Origin of the sequence: Streptomyces sp. NPDC005435, from assembly GCF_040703155.1 — a bacterium.
GTDB lineage: Bacteria > Actinomycetota > Actinomycetes > Streptomycetales > Streptomycetaceae > Streptomyces.
On the sequence record NZ_JBEXEQ010000024.1, the window covers coordinates 63,409 to 81,813 of the forward strand.

11 protein-coding genes are annotated in these 18,405 nt (G+C 74.6%); 9 read left to right on the plus strand and 2 right to left on the minus strand.

Features of this window, described 5'->3' with window-relative positions; genetic code table 11:
* The first annotated feature begins 298 nt into the window (after positions 1-298).
* The 7 genes from AB0898_RS26840 (at position 299) to AB0898_RS26870 (ending at position 14,350) form a co-directional block, all read left to right on the plus strand.
* Positions 299-3,544 carry an FtsK/SpoIIIE domain-containing protein gene (locus AB0898_RS26840; protein WP_366805558.1) on the plus strand — a complete coding sequence of 1,082 codons (3,246 nt, stop codon included), beginning with the start codon at positions 299-301 and terminating at the stop codon, positions 3,542-3,544.
* A 182-nt stretch (positions 3,545-3,726) separates the two neighbouring features.
* Entirely contained in the window at positions 3,727-5,163 is a 1,437-nt protein-coding gene (locus AB0898_RS26845) for an ABC transporter substrate-binding protein (protein WP_366805559.1), read from the plus strand.
* A 6-nt stretch (positions 5,164-5,169) separates the two neighbouring features.
* Complete coding sequence (locus tag AB0898_RS26850; protein ID WP_366805560.1) at positions 5,170-6,543, plus strand: sugar ABC transporter permease; 1,374 nt, start codon at positions 5,170-5,172, stop codon at positions 6,541-6,543.
* A complete protein-coding gene (locus AB0898_RS26855; RefSeq protein ID WP_366805561.1) occupies positions 6,540-7,439 on the plus strand; it encodes a carbohydrate ABC transporter permease in 900 nt (299 codons plus the stop codon). The genes AB0898_RS26850 and AB0898_RS26855 overlap by 4 nt, the downstream gene beginning before the upstream one ends.
* A 150-nt stretch (positions 7,440-7,589) precedes the next feature.
* The gene (locus tag AB0898_RS26860) at positions 7,590-9,797 is read left to right on the plus strand and encodes a CDP-glycerol glycerophosphotransferase family protein (RefSeq protein ID WP_366805562.1); all 2,208 of its coding nucleotides are present in this window, start codon (positions 7,590-7,592) and stop codon (positions 9,795-9,797) included.
* Positions 9,798-9,922: 125 nt separating this feature from the next.
* Positions 9,923-12,124: a CDP-glycerol glycerophosphotransferase family protein gene (locus AB0898_RS26865; protein ID WP_366805563.1), complete on the plus strand. Its 2,202-nt coding sequence runs from the start codon at positions 9,923-9,925 to the stop codon at positions 12,122-12,124.
* A 6-nt stretch (positions 12,125-12,130) separates the two neighbouring features.
* Positions 12,131-14,350, plus strand: a complete 2,220-nt coding sequence (locus tag AB0898_RS26870; RefSeq protein ID WP_366805564.1) for a bifunctional glycosyltransferase family 2 protein/CDP-glycerol:glycerophosphate glycerophosphotransferase — start codon at positions 12,131-12,133, stop codon at positions 14,348-14,350.
* Between the two features lie 9 nt (positions 14,351-14,359).
* Here the strand turns inward: AB0898_RS26870 and AB0898_RS26875 are convergent, their stop codons facing one another.
* Positions 14,360-14,773 carry an organic hydroperoxide resistance protein gene (locus AB0898_RS26875; RefSeq protein WP_366805565.1) on the minus strand — a complete coding sequence of 138 codons (414 nt, stop codon included), beginning with the start codon at positions 14,771-14,773 and terminating at the stop codon, positions 14,360-14,362.
* A 119-nt stretch (positions 14,774-14,892) separates the two neighbouring features.
* Between AB0898_RS26875 and AB0898_RS26880 the strand changes: the two genes are divergently transcribed.
* Positions 14,893-15,423, plus strand: a complete 531-nt coding sequence (locus AB0898_RS26880) for a MarR family transcriptional regulator (RefSeq protein ID WP_366805566.1) — start codon at positions 14,893-14,895, stop codon at positions 15,421-15,423.
* Here AB0898_RS26880 and AB0898_RS26885 read toward each other — a convergent pair.
* The gene (locus tag AB0898_RS26885) at positions 15,365-17,005 is read right to left on the minus strand and encodes a glycosyltransferase family 39 protein (protein ID WP_366805567.1); all 1,641 of its coding nucleotides are present in this window, start codon (positions 17,003-17,005) and stop codon (positions 15,365-15,367) included. The two genes, AB0898_RS26880 and AB0898_RS26885, sit on opposite strands and share 59 nt — an antisense overlap.
* A 92-nt stretch (positions 17,006-17,097) precedes the next feature.
* Between AB0898_RS26885 and AB0898_RS26890 the strand changes: the two genes are divergently transcribed.
* Entirely contained in the window at positions 17,098-18,396 is a 1,299-nt protein-coding gene (locus AB0898_RS26890) for a glycosyltransferase family 87 protein (protein ID WP_366805568.1), read from the plus strand.
* Positions 18,397-18,405 lie beyond the last annotated feature (9 nt).

Consider the following 18,405-nt stretch of genomic DNA (forward strand, 5'->3'; position numbering starts at 1 on the left):
CCGACCCACTGTAGTGGGGCCCTCTGGGCAGTACGTGAGCGTTCCCGCCCATGTTCGGGGGAAAGACGCTCACCTCGGTCCCGCGGTTGCCCGCTCTTGGACGTGACCGATCTCAAGTGATCAACGAGGCGTTCCTGGTCAGGCACTTTTGGGGGCAGAGCTGACCAATCAAGATCACTTGGCGCCGGAGCGTGGGCGCGTTCCCGGCGACAGGTGCGAGGATGCCTCCAGTACTGGCCGAAGTGCCCGTGCGGGGGTGGGGGCGCCCGCGACGGGGCAGAAGGGACCGCTGACGGCGATGCAGATCCGGCTGACCGTCGTAGATCCGCTCGGCGCGTCCTCCCGGCGCGGCCGCGCCGCGAGCCGGGACGTGCTGGTCACGGCGCCCGTGGGCACCGACCTGGGCGCGGTCGCGCCCGCGCTGGCCGTGGCGGTCACCGGCGAGAGCGGCGCGGGCCGCGACACCGGCGGCGCCCCGGTGGTGCTGTACGCCGGCGCCGAGCGCCTGGACACCCGGCGCCACACCCTGGGCGAACCCCCGCTGGTGGACGGCGCCGTGCTGTCCCTGGGCGCCCCGGCGGCCACCGAGCCCGGCCCCGAGCCGGACGGCGCCCCGACCCAGCTGCACGTGGTCGCGGGCCCGGACGCGGGCGGGGTCCATCTGCTGCACGGCGGCCGGATAACGGTCGGCCGCTCCGCCGACGCCGACGTGCCCCTGGACGACCCGGACGTCTCCCGGCTGCACTGCGCGGTCACCGTCGCCGCCGACGGCCGGGTCTCGGTGACCGACCTCGGCTCCACCAACGGCACCACCCTGGACGGCACCCGGGTCACCGACCGGCCCCTGCGCTTCTCCGAGGGCGCCTTCCTGCGCATCGGCGAGTCCGCCCTGCGCCTGGCTCCCTCCACCGGTGCCGCCCGCATACCGACGGTGCCGGACGGCGAGGGATGCGTGCGGGTGCCGCTGGGGGCCGCGCGGGGGTCGAGCATCCCGGGCACGGGGTACGACGGCACGGAGGCGCCCGGCACCCGGTACGGCACGGACACCGCCCACGGCACGGGCGGCGCCCGGCTCACGGAGGCCGCGCACGACGCGCCGCACGGCCCCACCGAGCACACCTACGGCCTCGGCGCCCCCGGGCCCCGGCGTCCCGAGCGCACCGTGCCGGAGCAGGCCGGCGCCCCCCGCATCGAGAGCCGGGACGAGGACCACCGCACCCACTACGCCACCGGACGGGCGGCGCCCGAGGGACCGTACGCGGACCCGGGCCCGCACACCGGCACGCCGTACGCCGGCGACCCCTACGACGACGGTCCCTACGACGACGGCCCCACCCGCAAGAACACCCCCCTGCGCGGCACCGACCTCCCCCAGGGCGCCCGGCGCCGGGGCGGGCTCGGCGCCTGGGCGCGCAAGCTGACCGGTGGCCGCCCCGAGGAGCAGCCGGCCGAGGAGACCCGTACCGACCTCCGCACGCTCGTCGAGGACACCCGCCGCCCCGAGACCTGGCCCGACCCCGCCGCGCTGCTGCTGACCGCGCTGGGCCCCGGGCCCCGGCTGTGGGAGCGCGGCCCCGGACACCCCGAGGCGCTGACCGTGCGGCTCGGCACGGCCGACCGGCCCGCGCCGGACGGTGCGGGCCGGCTGCCCGCCGTACCGGTGACCGCCGCGCTGCGCGAGGCGGGCGCGCTCGGCCTCGCCGGACCCCGCCCCCGGCTCGCGGGGCTCGCGCGCGCGGTGCTGGCGCAGCTCGCCGCGCTGCACTCCCCCGAGCTGCTGGAGATCGTGCTCGTCAGCGCGGACCACTCGCGCCCGCTGGAGGAGCGGCTCGCGGAGTGGTCGTGGCTGGGCTGGCTGCCGCATGTCCGCCCCGGCCACGGGCAGGACTGCCGGCTGCTCCTCGCCTACGACCGCGAGCAGGCGGCGGCCCGTACGGAGGAGCTGCTGCGCCGGGTCGAGGACCCGGCGGCGCCCGGTTCCGCCGCGCACCCCGGCCCGTACACGGTGGTCGTGGTGGACGGCGACCCCGGCGGGGCGGCGCTGCGCGAGGCGGTGGCGCGGCTGGCCGTGGCCGGGCCACGCGCCGGTATCCATGTGGTGTGCCTGGCGGAGACGGCGGCCTGTTCGCCCGCCTCGCCGGTGGCGGGGACGTACGACGACGCGTGCGCGGTCACGCCGACCTTCCGGCACTGCGGCGCGGTGGCGCTGCTCAGCGGTGATGTGGCGAGCGCGCTGCGGCTGATGCGGGTGGCGCCGACCGGTCCGGTGGGTCCGGGCGCGGTGGCGGCCGTGGACGCGGTGTCGGCGGCGTGGGCGGAGCGGTTCGCGCGAGCGCTGGCACCGCTGCGGCCGCAGGGCCCGGTGGGCGGTCCGCAGGCGCCGGTGGCGGTGCCGCTGCCCCGCTCGGCCCGGCTGCTGGACGAACTGGGCCTGGCCCGCGCGACCCCGGCCTCGCTGATGGCGCGCTGGGCGGACGCGGCCGACGACACCGAGTCGCTGGGCGGCCGGGCGCGCGCGGTGCTCGGTGCCGGTCCGCACGGTCCGGTCGCCGTGGACCTGGTGGCCGAGGGGCCGCATCTGCTGATCGAGGGGCCGCCCGGCAGTGGCCGTACCGAGCTGCTGCGGGCGGTGGTGGCCTCGCTGGCCGCCGCCGAACGGCCCGACCGGCTCGGCCTGGTGCTGATCGACGGCCGGGACGGCGTGGGCACCGGCGCGGGGCTCGGGGACGGGCTGCGGGTGTGCACCGACATCCCGCATGTGACGACCCATCTGCTCGCCAACGACCCTGTACGGATGCGGGAGTTCGCGCAGTCGCTGAGCGCGGAGCTGAAGCGGCGGGCCGAGCTGGTGGGGATGACGGACTTCGCGCACTGGCACGCGGGCCGCGCGGTGTCGGACCGGATGGTGGCCCAGCGCACCCATGGCGGGCGCCCCGGTGACCTGGACTCCCTGCCGAGCACCACGCTGCGGCTGCGGCCCGGCGCGGCGGCCCGGCAGCAGACCGAGGCGGCGCCCGCGCTGCCCCGGCTCGTGGTGGTCGTGGACGACCTGGACGCGCTGGTCTCCCCCGCGCTCGGCTCACCGGGGCGCCCCGCCGCCGGCTCGGTGCTGCGCGCCCTGGAGGCGGTGGCCCGCGACGGCGAGCGGCTCGGCGTGCACCTGGTGGCGGCGACCGGCACCGACGGCCGTACGGCGCAGACGGAACCGGTCCGCCGGGCGGCCCTGCGGGCGGTCCTCGACGCGCCGCCCTCCGAGCGGAGCGGCGACGCCGGCGGTGAACCGGCGCCGGGGCGCGGCAGGCTGGCGTACCGCGACGGACGCGCGACCGGCTTCCAGGGCGGCCGCGTGACGGGCCGTATCCCGCGCACCGCGACCCAGCGGCCGACCGTGCTGCCGCTGGAGTGGCAGCGGATGGGCGACCCGCCCGCCCGCCGCCCGGTGCGCGAGCTGGGCAACGGCCCCACCGACCTGGCCCTCCTCGCGAGCGCGGTGGAGCGGGCGGCCCGGCAGGTGTCGGCCGAACAGGTGCCCTCGCTGCTGTAGCCGCGATCCGCGGGCATACCCCCACCGTCACGAGCCGGTCACGATGCGCGGCCGTACGGCGCAGGCGCTCTTGCCGCCGCCGTACGGCCCGGCGTACACCGGAGCCGACGGGACCGTGCGCACGCGCGCACCGCGCGTGACGGCGGTCCGGCGTTCAACGGAGAACGACGAACGGGGAAGTGATGCGCCGCACGAGCGACACCAGCCGGACGAACCGGGCCGCGAAGAGGACCGCGAACAGGGCCGTGAACCGAGCCGCGAAGCGCACCGCGCGCAGGACCGCCACCACGCTCGCCGCACTGCTCGCGGGAGCCCTGACGCTCACCGCTTGCTCCGGCGGCGGCGGTGACAAGGACAAGGGGGAGAAGAGCGGCGGCTCCACCGGCTCCACCGTGACCCTGCCGAAGCTGGACGGCGCGCACCTGGAGGTCGCCGCCGTCTGGACCGGCACCGAGCAGAAGAACTTCAAGAAGGTCCTCGCGGAGTTCGAGAAGCGCACCGGCGCGAAGGTGACGTTCGTGCCCGCGCAGGACCCGATCATCAACTTCCTCGGCTCGAAGATCGCGGGCGGCCAGCCCCCGGACGTGGCCCTGCTGCCGCAGCCGGGCGCGATCAAGCAGGCGGTGGACAAGAAGTGGGCCAAGCCACTGGGCCCCGAGGCCCTGAAGGAGCTGTCGGAGAACTACTCCCCGGGCTGGCAGGACATCGGCAAGGTCGGCGGCAAGAGCTACGGCGTCTACTACAAGGCCGCCAACAAGTCCCTGATCTGGTACAACGCGGCGGTCTTCGACAACGCGGGCGCCAAGGTGCCGGGCACCTGGCCGGAGCTGCTGACCACCGCGCGGGCGGTCTACGACTCCGGGGTGACCCCGTTCTCGGTCGGCGGCGCGGACGGCTGGACGCTGACGGACTGGTTCGAGAACGTCTACCTCTCCCAGGCGGGCCCGGAGAAGTACGACCAGCTGGCCAAACACGAGATCAAGTGGACCGACCCCTCGGTGAAGAAGGCGCTCACCACGCTCGCGGAGGTCTGGGGCAAGAAGGACTACGTGGCGGGCGGCGCGGACGGCGCCCTCCAGACGGAGTTCCCGGCCTCGGTCACCCAGACCTTCACCGGCGGCGACCAGCCGAAGGCCGCGATGGTCTACGAGGGCGACTTCGCGCAGGTCAACATCGGTGAGACCAAGGCGAAGGTGGGCGAGGGCGCCAAGGTGTTCCCATTCCCGAAGGTCGGCGCCACCGCACCGGTGGTCTCCGGCGGCGACGCGGCCGTGATCCTGAAGGACTCCAAGGCGGCGCAGGCGCTGGCCACCTTCCTGGCCTCCCCGGACGCGGCGACCATCCAGGCGAAGCTGGGCGGCTATCTCTCCCCGAACAAGAACGTGCCGGACTCGGCCTACCCGAACCAGGTCCAGCGCACGATCGCCAAGGCGCTGATCGCGTCCGGCGACGACTTCCGCTTCGACATGTCCGACCAGGCCCCGCAGGCGTTCGGCGGCACCCCGGGCAAGGGCGAATGGAAGGACCTCCAGGACTTCCTGAAGAACCCCAAGGACGTGGCGGGCACCCAGCGGCAGCTGGAGAAGGACGCGGCGGCCGCGTACGGGAACGGGAGCTGACCGGTGATGACACCGGAAGCGGCGGCCGGGGTCCCGCCGGGCCCGGCCGTGTCGAAGAAGCCGAAGGAGAACAGCGGTCCGCGCGGCAGCCGCCGGAGCGTCACCGGCACCCGCCGGTCCGTCGCCGCCCTCTTCCTGCTCCCCGCCCTGGTGCTGCTCGGCGCGCTCGTGGTCTACCCCATCGGATACTCGCTGGTCCGCAGCTTCTACGACGCCTCCGGCGACCACGCGGCCGGGTTCGACAACTACAAGGCGATCTTCACGGACGACGGCATCCGCACCGCCCTGAAGAACAACATCATCTGGGTGGTGTTCGCGCCCACCGTCTCCACCGCGCTCGGTCTCGTCTTCGCGGTGCTGACCGAAAGAGTGCGCTGGGGAACGGCGTTCAAGCTGGTCGTCTTCATGCCGATGGCGATCTCGATGCTGGCCGCCGGGATCATCTTCCGCCTGGTGTACGACCAGGACCCGGACAAGGGGGTCGCCAACGCGGTCTGGGTCGGGGTGCACGACACCTTCGCGCAGTCCTCGGCGTTCCCGAAGGCACACCCGGGCCGCGAGTCGCCGCTGGTCGCGCAGGGCGGGGGCTTCGTCACCAGGGACCCGGTGCGCGCGGGCACCCCGGTCGCGCTGCCGCTCGTCGGGGTGGCCCCGGACCAGTTGCCGGACGACGTGCGGCCGGCCGTCGCCGCGCGCCCGGAGTCCGGCCGGGTCACCGGCACGACCTGGCAGGACTTCACCCGGGGCAAGGGCGTCGGAAGACTCGGCGCCCCGGACCCCTCGGAGGTGGGGTACGCCGGGATGCGGATCGAGGCGGTGAAGGACGGCCGGGTGGTGGCGTCCACGAAGGCGGCCCCCGACGGCACCTTCAGCCTCCCCGCAGCCGCCGACGGAGCTCAACTCAGGCTTCCGGCGGCCAACTTCAAGGAGGCTTACAACGGCGTCGACTGGCTGGGCCCGGCCCTGGTCACCCCCGCGATCATCGGCTCTTACGTATGGATGTGGGCGGGCTTCGCGATGGTGCTCATCGCGGCCGGGCTGGCCGGTGTCCCGCGTGAACTGCTCGAAGCCGCCCGGGTGGACGGGGCGAGCGAGTGGCAGGTGTTCCGCAAGGTCACCGTGCCGCTGCTCGCACCGGTCCTCGCGGTGGTCACGGTCACCCTGATGATCAACGTGCTCAAGGTGTTCGACCTCGTCTACATCATCGCGCCGGGCTCCTCCCAGGACGACGCCGACGTGCTGGCCCTGGAGCTGTACCGCAAGGGCTTCGCGGAGGGGCAGCCGGGCGTCGCGAGCGCCATCGCGGTGTTCCTGCTGCTGCTGGTGATCCCGGTGATGCTGTTCAACATCCGGCGGCTGCGGCGGGAGGAGCGGCGATGACGACGATCACCGAGAACGTCGGCGGGAAGTCCGCCGCGCCGGCCCGGACCCCGCTCGGAGCCCGGCTCACCGCGCGCCTCGGTGGCTCTCTGGTGCGGGCGTTCCTGCTGGTCGTGGGCCTGTTCTGGCTGGTGCCGACCATCGGGCTGCTCATCTCCTCGCTGCGCTCGCCGGAGGACATGAGCGCGAGCGGCTGGTGGCAGGTGTTCGCCAAGCCCTCCCAGCTCACCGTGGACAGCTACCGCAGGCTGCTGGAGAACGGCGACATCACGCACTCGCTGGTCAACACCGTGCTGATCACGGTCCCGGCGACGGTCCTGGTGGTGCTGATCGGGGCGCTCGCCGGGTACGCGTTCGCGTGGATGGAGTTCCCGGGGCGGGACTGGTGGTTCCTCGCGGTGGTGAGCCTGCTGGTGGTACCGGTGCAGGTGGCGCTGATCCCGATCGCCGAACTCTTCGGGAAAGTAGGCCTGTTCGGGTCGATCCTCGGGGTGATCCTGTTCCACGTCGGCTTCGGGCTGCCGTTCGCGGTGTTCCTGCTGCGGAACTTCTTCGCGGAGATCCCGCGCGAACTCCTGGAGGCCGCGCGGCTGGACGGCGCGGGTGAACTCCGGCTGTTCGCACGGGTGGTGCTGCCACTGGGCGGTCCGGCGATCGCGAGCCTCGGCATCTTCCAGTTCCTGTGGGTGTGGAACGACATGCTGGTGGCGCTGGTGTTCACCAAGTCCGGCTCGCAGCCGATCACGGTCGCGCTCCAGACGCAGGTGCGGCAGTTCGGCAACAACATCGACGTGCTCGCGCCCGGCGCGTTCCTGTCGATGGTGATCCCGCTGGCCGTGTTCTTCGCGTTCCAGCGGCAGTTCGTGTCCGGAGTGATGGCGGGCGCGGTCAAGTAGCCGCGAACAGAACGTTTTTGCGGAGCGGGGGCGGCCTGGACGGGCCGCCCCCGTGACATGTCCCCCGTATGCCGTAGGAACCCGTAACCAAGTCACCCGGACGGCCGTTGCCGGGCAGAAGGCCCGCGCCGAGCGACCCATGGATGTCCCTTGCCCAGGTTCAGCGTCATCGTCCCCGCGTACGAGGTCCAGGCGTATCTGTCCGAGTGCCTGGACTCGGTGCTCTCGCAGTCGTACGCCGATCTCGAACTGATCGCCGTGGACGACGGATCGCCGGACGCGTGCGGCACGATCATCGACGAGTACGCGGGCCGCGACGCCCGGGTGCGCCCGCTGCACCTCACGGCCAACCAGGGGCTCGGACCGGCCCGCAACGCGGGGATGGCCGGGGCGACCGGCGACTATCTGCTCTTCCTGGACGGCGACGACACCCTCACCCCGCACACCCTGCGCGCGGTCGCGGACCGGATCAGGGAGACCGGCGACCCGGACGTGCTGGTCTTCGACTACGCGCGCACCTACGGCGACGGCCGCGAGGTCCGCAACCGGGAGGCCGGCCGGCTGGCCGAGCACGGTCCGGTCCCCTTCCGTCTGCGCGACCGCCCCGGGCTGCTGCGGCTGCTGATGGTGGCCTGGAACAAGGCCTACCGGCGGGAGTTCGTGGAGCACGGCGAGCTGGCCTTCCCGCCGGGCTACTACGAGGACACCCCCTGGACCTTCCCGGTGCTGATGACGGCGGACACCATCGCCACCCTGGACCGGGTGTGCGTGCACTACCGCCAGCGCCACACGGGCTCCATCCTGCGCACCACCAGCGACCGCCACTTCGACGTCCTCGACCAGTACGAGCGGGTCTTCGCCTACGTCGACGCCCGGCCCGAACTGGACTGCTGGCGCCCCGAGTTGTTCAACAAGATGGTCGAGCACTACGCGGCCGTCTTCAGCCGCCCCGACCGGCTGCCGCGCCGCAGCCGCCCCCGCTTCCTGCGCCGGGCCCGCGCCCACCACCGCCGCTACCGGGTGGCCGACGCCCCCCGGCCCTCCCGGCGCGCCCGGGTCCGGCACGCGCTGATCCGCTTCGGACTGCACCGCACCTACCGCGCCCTGCTGCTGGCCGGCGCGGTGCGCCGCCGCACCCGCGCGTTCGCCGCCGGGCGGGTACGGGCGCTGCGGGCGGCCGCGCTGCGGCTGCACTACCGGGTCCAGCTGCGGCTGCCGCTGCGCGAGGACGACGCGGTCTTCGCCGACTGCGGGCACACGGCCGGCCACGGGAACCCCGGCGGCGACCCGGCGGCGCTCGCCGAGGCGCTGCGCGTCCACGCCCCGCACATCCGCACCGCGTGGATCACGCACCCCGGCGGGCCCTGTCCCGGCGGCGCGCGACCGCTGCGGGCCGGCTCGGCGGCCTGCTGGAGCGCGCTGGCCCGCTCCAAGTACCTGATCAGCAACGGGGTGTTCGCGCCCGGCGTCCGCAAGCGCCCGGGGCAGGTCTTCCTCCAGACCGGCGACCCGGCCCCGCGCCCCGGCACCGCTCCGGAGACCCGCCCGCAGCCCCTGTGGGACTACACCCTCGCCCCCGGCCCGCACACCGCCCCGGCCGCCGAGCGGACGACCCCGGGCCGGTGCACGGCACTGGCGTACGGCCGGCCGCGCAACGACGTGCTCCAGCGGGCCACTCCGGCCGACGTGACCCGGCTGCGCACGGCACTGGGCATCCCCGAGGGCACGGTGGCGATCCTGTACGCACCGGCCCGCCGCGACCATCCGTACACCCGGCGGCCCGTCCTCGACCTGGAGCGGCTGGCCCGCGAACTGGGCCCGCGTTTCGTCGTGCTGGTCCGCGCCGGGCGGGCGCCGGTGCTCTGGCGCCGGGAGATCCGGGGCGTCCTGGACGTGTCGGCGCATCCGAGCGCGGCGGAACTGTGCCTGGCCTCGGACGTGCTGCTCACCGACGGGGCGCCGCTGATGTTCGACTACGCGGGCCTGGACCGGCCGATCGTCGTGCACGCCGGGGACGGCTCCACCGAGGCCCCCCATGCCTCCGACGACTCCGCCGCACCTGGTGAGGTCGCCCGGGGCGAGGACGAGGTGATCGGTCTGTTCGTCTCCGGGCGCTGGCGCGACTCCGGCGCGGAGGGGGCGCGGGCCGCGTTCCGGGAGCGGTTCTGTCCGCTGGACGACGGCCGGGCCGCCGAGCGGATCGTGCGGCACGTGATGCTCGGCCGGGCGGACGGCCTGCCCGAGGTGATCCCGGTCGTGGACCGGCGCCCGGTGCCCTCCGCCGCCGTGCTCGCCCTCGCGCCGCCGGCCCCGGTGCCGCAGGCCCCCGGGCCGCGCACCGTCACCGAGGGCCGCTGAACACCGTTGGATCTTCCGGGAGTTCCCATGCCCCGCTCCACGACGCGGCCCACCCCGAGCCGGCCGCCCACCTGGCGCCCCGCAGGCCGCCCCGGCCGCGTCCGCAAGACGACAGAGAGAACAGAATGCCCCGCTTCAGCATCATCGTCCCCTCGCACGGGGTCCAGGGCCGGCTGTCCCAGGCCCTGGACTCGGTCCTCGCGCAGTCCTTCGGCGACCTGGAGCTGATCCCGGTCTGCGACGACGCCGAGGCCCCGGCCGCCCACGTCGCGGCCGAGTACGCCCGGCGCGATCCCCGGGTGCGCCCGGTGTACTCGCCGCCGTCCGCCGGGCTGAGCGGGGCCCGCAACACCGGGACGCGGGCGGCGGCCGGGGCGTACGTGCTGTTCCTGGACGGCGACGACCTGCTGCTGCCCGGCGCGCTCGCGGCGGTGGACGCCCGCCTCACCGAGACCGCCGGGGTGGACGTGCTGCACTGCGCGTACGAGCGCGTCCCCTGGTGGGAGGGCGAGCCGGCCAACCCGGCGGCCCCGCTGCTGGCCAAGGCGCCGAAGGGGGCCTTCGACCCCGCGATGGTGGCCGAGCCGTTCGGTTCGCGGCTGCCCTCCTGGAGTGCGGTGTACCGCCGCTCCTTCCTCACCGAGCACGAACTCGCCTTCCCCGAGGGCCACTTCACCGACCTCGGCTGGGCCGGACTGGTCGCGGTGGCCGCGCGCAGGGCCGCCGTGCTGCACCGCCCGCTCGTCCGGCACCGGGCCCGCCGCCAGGGCAGCCGGCTGAACCTCCCGGGCGCGCACCAGCACACCCTGCTGGACCAGGTGGAGCTGGTCCTGACCCGCGCGGCCGGGGCGGGACTGCCGGGGGCGCGGCTGCGGGCGCTCTTCGACCAGCTCTTCACCGAGGTGCTGAAGACGGCGTCCCGTCCGCGGCGGCTCCCCTCGGGGCACCGGAGGTTCTTCCGCCGGGCCGCCCGCCTCTACCGCCGCCACCGCCCGGCCGGACACCGCTTCCCGGCCGGCAGCCTCGGGGTGCAGCACCGGCTGCTCGCGGTGGGCGCGTACAGCGCGTTCCGGGCGCTGCGCGGCGCCAACCGGGCCGCCGCCGGAGTCCTCGCCCGGCTGCCGCGCCCCCGCATGCTGCGCACCCGGCTGCGCTACGCCCGCGCGCTGCGCCGCCCGCTCGACCCCAACCTCGCGGTGTACTGCGCCTATTGGGGCCGGGGCTACACCTGCAACCCGGCCGCGATCCACGCCAGGGCCCGTGAACTCGCCCCGCACATCAGGTCGGTGTTCCTGGTGGAGCCCGGCCGGGAGCACACCGTGCCGAAGGGGATCGACCACGCGGTGATCGGCTCGCACCGCTCCTGGGAGCTGCTGGCCCGCGCCACGTACCTGGTGAACAACGCCAACTTCGCCGAGGGCGTCGTCAAGCGCCCCGGCAGCGTCCACCTCCAGACCCAGCACGGCACCCCGCTGAAGACGATGGGCGTGGACCAGTCGACGTACCCGGTGGTGGCCTCGCGGTCCGGGAGTTTCACCAAGCTCCTCGGCCGGGTGGACCGCTGGGACTTCAACCTGTCCTCCAACCGCCACTCCACCCAGATGTGGGAGCGCGCCTTCCCGGGCTCCTACGAGCAGCTGGAGTACGGCTATCCGCGCAACGACGTGTACTGCACGGCGACTTCCGAGGACGTGGCCCGGATCCGCCGCGAGTTGGGCGTGCCCGAGGGCCGTACCGCCGTGCTGTACGCGCCGACCCACCGCGACTGGGCCGACGGCTTCGAAACCGGCCTGGATCTGGAGGAGTTCTGCCGCGCGGCCGGTGACGACGTGGTGGTGCTGCTGCGCGCCCACTACTTCTACGACCGTGGCACGGCGAGGAGTTCGGACCGGATCATCGACGTGACCGCGCACGGCTCGGCCGAGGACGTGTGCCTGGCGGCGGACGCGCTGATCACGGACTACTCCTCGATCATGTTCGACTACGCCAACCTGGACCGCCCGGTCGTGATCTACGCCGACGACTGGGACGTCTACCGCGAGACCCGGGGCGTCTACTTCGACCTGATGGCCGCCCCGCCCGGCCCGGTGGCCCGTACGCCCGAGGAGCTGGCCCGGATCTTCCGCGAGGGCGAGTACGCGGGCCCGGAGTCCCGGGAGCTGCGGGCCGCATTCCGGGAGCGGTTCTGCCAGTTCGACGACGGGCGCGCCGCCGAGCGCGTCGTACGCCGGGTGCTGCTCGGGGAGCCGCCCGAGGCGCTTCCGCCGGTGGTGCCGCTCGCGGAGCGTGTCCCCGCCCCCGCCGCCGCGACCCTCGTGAGGAGCTGACCCGCCGTGCCCCGCTTCAGTGTGATCGTGCCCTGCTTCAAGGTGCAGGGCTTCCTGCGCGAGTGTCTGGACTCGGTGCTCGGCCAGTCGTACGCCGACCTGGAGGTCATCGCCGTCGACGACCGCTCCCCCGACGGCTGCGGCGCGATCCTGGACGAGTACGCCGAGCGCGACTCCCGCGTCACCGTGCTGCACCTGCCGGAGAACGTGGGCCTGGGCCGCGCCCGCAACGCCGGGATGCCGCACGCCACCGGCGACTACCTCCTCTTCCTGGACAGCGACGACACGCTGACCCCGGGCGCGCTCAAGGCCGTCGCCGACCGCCTGGACGAGACCGCGGACCCGGACGTGCTGGTCTTCGACTACGCGCGCACCTACTGGTGGGGCGGCACCCGGCGCAACGTCCTCGCCCACGTCCTCACGGAGTCCGGCCCCGGCACCTTCACGGCGGCCCAGCGGCCGGAGATCCTCGACCTGCTGATGGTGGTGTGGAACAAGGTCTACCGGCGCGACTTCGTCACCGAGCACGGCTTCGCGTTCCCGCCCGGCTACTACGAGGACACCCCCTGGACCTTCCCGGTGCTGCTGAGCGCCGGGCGGATCGCGGCCCTGGACCGGATCTGCGTGCACTACCGGCAGCGGCGGCAGGGCAACATCCTGTCCACCACGAGCCGTAAGCACTTCGACGTCCACGACCAGTACGAGCGGGTCTTCGCGTTCGTGGAGGCGCACCCGGAGCTGTGGGTGTGGCGGCCGTATCTGCACCGCAAGATGGGCGAACACTGCCTGGACATCCTGTCCAAGCCGGACCGGCTGCCGCCCGCCGACAAGGCGGAGTTCTTCCGGCGCACGGCCGAACTGTTCCGTACCCACCGGCCCGAGGGCGCCGAGGTGACGGGCGAGAGCGCGCTGCTGACCGGGAGCTACGCGGCGTACCGGCTGCGCCGGCAGACGGCACGGGCGGCCCGGGAGGCCCGGCGGCGCGCGGGCCGGCTGCGCGGGGCGGCGGCCGCGCGGGCCCGGCGCGGCTGGACGGCTCTGCACGCGCTGCGCCCGCTCGACGAGGACCTGGTCCTCTACTCGGCGTCCTCGCACCGGGGGATGCTGGGCGACCCGGCGGCGGTGTACCGCGCGGCCGGGCTGATCGCGCCCCGGCTGCGCGGGGTGTGGGTGGTCCGGGACGAGGAGACGGCGGCGGGGCTGCCGGAGGGCACCGAGTACGCGGTAGTCGGCTCGCGGCGCTACGGCGAGGTGACCGCGCGCGCCAAGTTCTTCGTCAACGACGTCAACTGGCCCGGCGATCTGGCCAAGCGCCCCGGCGCCGTGCACATCCACACCCACCAGTGCACCCCGCTGAAGCTCCTGGGCGCCGATCTGCTGGACCGGCCGGGGGCGCGGCTCGGCTTCGACGTGCCGAGGATGCTGCGCCGGGCCGACCGCTGGGACCACAGCCTGGTCGCGAGCCGGTACGCGGAGCTGGTGTGGGAGCGGGCCTACCCCTGCCACTTCACCTCCGCGCGCACGGGCAGCCCGCGCAACGACGTGCTGGTGCGCTCGGGCGCGCTGCGCGGCGCGGACTTCCGGCTGCGGCACGGCATCCCCGAGGACCACACGGTGGTGCTGTACGCCCCGACCCGGCGCGACCACCAGCGCAGCGGTCATGTGGACCGGCTCGACCTGGCCCGGTTCGCGGCCGGTCTGGGCGCGGGGCACACCCTCGTGGTCCGGCTGCATCCGACGCTCGCGGCCGGTCCGGCGCGCGGGGCGGGGCTCACGGAGCTGGCCCGGCGCGGGGTCGTGGTGGACGCCACCGACGAGCCGGACACGGCGGAGGTGCTGCTCGCGGCGGACGCGCTGGTGACGGACTACTCGTCGATCATGTTCGACTACGCCAACCTGGACCGCCCGGTCGTGCTGCTCGCGGACGACCACGCCACCTTCGCGGCGAGCCGGGGCACCTACTTCGACGTGACGGCGGAGCCGCCGGGGCATGTGGCGTACACGGAACGCGACGTGATCCGGCTGTTCGCGTCCGGCTCGTGGCGGGACGCGGACGCGGCGGCGCTGCGGGCCGCCTTCCGGGCGCGGTTCTGCGCGTACGAGGACGGCAGGGCCGCCGAGCGCGTGGTGCGCACGCTGCTGCTCGGCGAGCCGATGCCCGAGGCCCCGGCGGCGCGGGTCCCCCGTCCGGCGATGGGCGACGGAGTGCTCACGCCGTCCCCCTGAGGCCGGTGCCTATTCGACGACGAGGTCGACCTCGATGTTGCCGCGGGTGGCGTTGGAGTACGGGCAGACCTGGTGGGCGGTCTCGACCAGCTTGCGGCCGGTCTCCTGGTCCACGGTGTCGGGCAGCTCGACGCGCAGCGTCACCTTCAGGCCGAAGCCCTCGCCCTGCTTGCCGATGCCGACCTCGGCGGTGACGGCGGCGTCGCTGACGTCCACCTTGGCCTGCTTGCCGACCAGGCCGAGGGCGCTGCCGAAGCAGGCCGCGTACCCGGCGGCGAAGAGCTGTTCGGGGTTGGTGCCCTGGCCGTCGCCGCCCAGCTCCGCCGGCATGGCCAGGGCCAGGTCGATGCGGCCGTCGGAGGAGACGGCGCGGCCCTCGCGGCCGTGGGTGGCGGTGGCGACGGCGGTGTAGATCGCGTCCATGGGGACCATCCCTCTCAGAAGTCGGGTGCGGCGGGGTTCCGCCGCTCTCACGACTCCGAGTAGAGCACGCAATTAAATTGTGCGCAACCAAATGACGTCTGCTTGGCTATCCTGGTCCCATGACCGCCTCGCCCACCCCGCCCGCGGGCACCGCTCCGGCCACCGACAGCGCGCTGTCCGCCGCCGAGGCCGACTGGCTCCGGCTCGACCGGCAGATCTGCTTCTCCCTGCACGCCGCCACCCGCGCGTTCAACGGCGTCTACCGGGTCCTGCTGAAGGACCTCGGGCTCACCTACCCGCAGTACCTGGTGATGCTCGTGCTGTGGGAGCACGGGGACCTGCCGGTCAAGGCGCTCGGGGAGCATCTGCGGCTCGACTCGGGCACGCTGTCCCCGCTGGTCAAGCGGCTGGAGACGGCCGGTCTGGTCCGCCGGGAGCGCAGCGCGCTGGACGAGCGCTCGGTGCGGGTGCGGCTGACCGACGAGGGCGCGGCGCTGCGCGGACGGGCCCTTGAGGTGCCCCGCCGCATCGCGGCCGCGACCGGCGCCGACCCGGCGGAGATCGGCGAGCTGCGCGCCCGCCTCGATCAGCTCACCTCCGCGCTGGACGCGGCGGTACGGGACCTGGAGGCGCCCCCGGAGCCCCGCTGACGCCGGCCCTCCGCACGTACAGCCGCACGCTCGCGTCGGGGCTCAGGGACTCCTCCACGGGCGTGAACTCCTCGGCCAGCAAAGCCATCTTGGCCTTCTCGCCGGCGCCCGTCGGGCTCCACCGCCCCTCCACGAGATCCCGGTCGGCCACCACCCACACCCGGTCGAGCCCCGCCAGCCGGGCCCGCAGCAGCGCCGGACCCGCCTCCTGGCCGTACAGCGTCCCGGAGCCGGTGACCGGTGACAGCAGCGCCACGTCCCGGACGCCCCGGAAGGCGTCCGGGTAGGCGAGGGCGGTGTTCCGCGCCTGCGCGGGCAGGAACAGCACCGGCTGCCCGGGCCGCATCTCGCGCTGTGCGACCCGGGCGACCGCGGCGAGGTCGTCCGGCCGGTTCGCCGGGTCGCGGTCGGCGCGCAGCAGCGGGAGCTGGCAGACGAAACCGAGTCCGAGCAGGGCGACGCCGCACAGGGCGGCCACGGGCGGAAGCCGCCGCGCGCCCCCCACGGGCAGCCGGACCAGCCGCACCACCATGTCCGCCCCCGCCGCCACCAGCAACGGCGCCCCCGACAGGGCGTACAGCACATACCGGTCGACGTACAGCGGGGACAGCTGGGAGGCCAGCATCAGGGCGGCGGGCGGCACCACGGTCAGGGGCAGACACAGGCGCGCGAGGGTCAGCCGCCCGCGCGGGGCGGCCAGACCGGCCAGGCCGAGCAGGGCGAGCGGGAGGCAGGTCCAGTACAGCGGGTCGCTCTCGCCGAGGAAGGCGCGCAGCAGGCCCCGGGCCGTGTGCCAGGTCGGCGGGCCGAGCCAGGCCAGCTGGGCCGACTGGGCGTGCGAGACCAGGGCCATCGGCAGCAGGGCGAGGACGACCGCGCCCGCCGCGCGCCCCCAGCCCCGCCACACCCGTCTCTCGGCACCGGCCAGCGCCAGCGACACCGCGTGGGCGAGCAGCAGCAGGACCGCGAACTCGTGCAGCCAGCAGGTGAGTCCGAGCAGCAGGCCGTAGGCACGCCAGGAGCCGGTGCGCACCGCCCGGGTGAGGAGCAGGGTGGCGCCGGTGGCCCCGGCGGCGACGAGGGCGTAGGAGCGGCCCTCCTGGGCGTAGTGCCCGGCCATCGGGGTGATCGCGTACAGCAGTCCGGCCCACAGGCCGACGCGCGGGCCCGCGAGCCGGGCGCCGAGCGCGCCGACCAGGGCGGCGGTCGCCGTCGCCGCGCACACCGAGGGCAGCCGGAGGAGGACCTCGTCGGGGCGGACGGCGAGGACGGCGTGCATGAGCAGGTAGTAGAGGCCGTGCACGGCGTCCACGCTGTGCAGCAGCCGCCAGATGCCGGGCACCCCGCGCCGCGCGACCTGGAGGGTGACGGCCTCGTCCCGCCACATCCCGCCCCGGTCCACGCCCCACAGCCCGAGCGCGAGCATCACGGCCGCGGGCACGAGCGCGGCGGCGGTCCGCGCACGGCGCCCCGGCGCCCGGCCGGCCGTCCCGTCCGGCGCCGCCGCCCGTACGGGTACGGCGGCCGCTTCTCCAGCCGCCCCGGACGGCTGCGGTTCCACAAGAGGCCCGACGTTCACCACGGCCCGATCTTTTGCGATGAGACAACCTTTTATGACCATTGACGGCGTATCGGCATGGATACACCATCCGCGCGGATTACGCTCCCCCCTCGATGAAGCGCCTTGGTGTCACCCCCGGACCGTTCCTCGCCCTCGCCGCGGCCTGGCTCGCCACCCGCGCCCTGATGCTGTGGCTGCTGGCCCACTCCGCCGCGCCCCTGCTGGGCGGGGGCTCGGTGACGCGGGAGGTGTCGCGGCTGTACTTCCACTGGTACGGCGTGCTGTCCAACGGCGCGTTCCCCACCCAGGACACGATGTGGCAGTACCCGCCGGGCGCCGGTCCGGTACTGCTGGCCCCGGGCGCGCTGCCCGGACTGGACTACCTCCAGGCGTTCGTGACGCTGACTCTGGTCACGGACGCGCTGATCACGGCGCTGCTGACGGCGGTGGGCCGGCGGCCGGGGCGCAGCCTCATGGGCGCGGCCCTGTGGACCGGCGGGGTGCCGCTGCTGCTGCACATCCCGCTGGCCCGCTACGACGTCCAGGTCACCGCGCTCGCCGTGCTCTGTCTGCTGACGCTGGGCCGTTCCCCGCGCCTGGGCGGGGTGTTCGGGGCGCTGGGCGCGCTGGTGAAGGTGTGGCCCGCGCTCGCGCTGCTCGGCACACCGAGGGGGCGGGCGACCCGGACGGCGTGGGCGTGGTCGGTGGGCGCAGGATGCGCGGCCCTCGCCCTGCTCGCGGTCCTCTTCAGCGACCCGCTCTCCTTCCTGGGCGAGCAGAGCGGCCGGGGTGTGCAGATCGAGTCGCTCGGCGGCACCCTGCTGAACCTGGCCCGGCACGCGGGCTGGCCGGGCCGGGTCCGCTACCAGTACGGCGCGACGGAGCTGGTCGGCCCCGGGGTGCGGACCGTCGCCGGTGTGTCGCTGGCGCTCACGGCGGCCGCGTTCGCCCTGCTGGTGCTGTGGCGGTGCAAGGCTCGGCGCTGGAACCCGGCGACGCCGTACGACACCGCGCTCGCGGCCGTGCTGCTGTTCACCGTGACCAGCCGGGTGATCAGCCCGCAGTATCTGGTCTGGCTGCTCGGTCTCGCCGCCGTCTGTCTGACCTCCCGGCACACCTCCCAGCGCCCGGTGGCGGTGCTGGTCCTCGCGGCGACCGCGCTGAGCAGCCTGGTCTTCCCGGTCTTCTACGGCGAGGTGACCGGCGGCGGCTGGGCGGGCGGTCTGCTGGCGCTGGCCCGCGTCGTACTGCTGGCGGTGGCGGCGGTGTGGTCCTTCGTCCGGCTGTGGCACTCGACGGGTCCGGCGCCGGGTCCGGCCGTGCCGACGTCCGCCGCCGGGACGGCTTCGGCCATGCTTCGGCAACTGCGGAACCGCGAGCCGGTTCCGGCCGTCTTCCGGGACGACTGCTGAGCATCTCTT

Bases quoted from the DNA above. Each gene is read 5' to 3' on its own strand.
- AB0898_RS26880 (WP_366805566.1), top strand. From the start codon at position 14,893: ATGACCGCCTCGCCCACCCCGCCCGCGGGCACCGCTCCGGCCACCGAC.
- AB0898_RS26845 (WP_366805559.1), top strand. From the start codon at position 3,727: ATGCGCCGCACGAGCGACACCAGCCGGACGAACCGGGCCGCGAAGAGG.
- AB0898_RS26865 (WP_366805563.1), top strand. From the start codon at position 9,923: ATGCCCCGCTTCAGCATCATCGTCCCCTCGCACGGGGTCCAGGGCCGG.
- AB0898_RS26855 (WP_366805561.1), top strand. From the start codon at position 6,540: ATGACGACGATCACCGAGAACGTCGGCGGGAAGTCCGCCGCGCCGGCC.
- AB0898_RS26850 (WP_366805560.1), top strand. From the start codon at position 5,170: ATGACACCGGAAGCGGCGGCCGGGGTCCCGCCGGGCCCGGCCGTGTCG.
- AB0898_RS26875 (WP_366805565.1), bottom strand. From the start codon at position 14,773: ATGGACGCGATCTACACCGCCGTCGCCACCGCCACCCACGGCCGCGAG.
- AB0898_RS26890 (WP_366805568.1), top strand. From the start codon at position 17,098: ATGAAGCGCCTTGGTGTCACCCCCGGACCGTTCCTCGCCCTCGCCGCG.
- AB0898_RS26840 (WP_366805558.1), top strand. From the start codon at position 299: ATGCAGATCCGGCTGACCGTCGTAGATCCGCTCGGCGCGTCCTCCCGG.